The sequence below is a fragment of the Vibrio sp. OPT46 genome (genome assembly GCF_015163535.1).
Lineage (GTDB): Bacteria > Pseudomonadota > Gammaproteobacteria > Enterobacterales > Vibrionaceae > Vibrio > Vibrio alginolyticus.
This window is the reverse complement of sequence record NZ_JADDYG010000591.1, coordinates 1-275: the sequence shown is the minus strand read 5'-3', so window position 1 is coordinate 275 and position 275 is coordinate 1. Positions and strand designations below refer to the sequence as shown.

Here is a 275-nt window from a genome sequence, read left to right as displayed (position 1 = left end):
AAGCTTTGGAGCAAGCTTGCGTCTTGTTCGAATTGTTGAGCTACGGGTTGAAGACTTTTTGGTAGCAAGCTTGTTGCATCAATACCTAGAGAGACTTTCACCTGTTTCATAAACTCTTGTAGAAATAGTTCAGTAGGTGAAAGAGGCTCTTCTACCCAGTAAATGCCATAATCGGTCACGTTCGCTAGTTTCGCCGCTAGCTCTACAGCATCATCAAAGTCACCCATTTGATCGACAAGACCAAAGGATAGTGCATCTTGGCCAGTCCAAACTCG

The 275-nt window shown here is 44.4% G+C and carries 1 protein-coding gene; it reads right to left on the bottom strand.

The features are described from left to right. Nucleotides 1-275: S49 family peptidase (locus IQR33_RS23475; RefSeq protein WP_193844097.1), on the bottom strand; the 275-nt coding region annotated here is incomplete at both ends.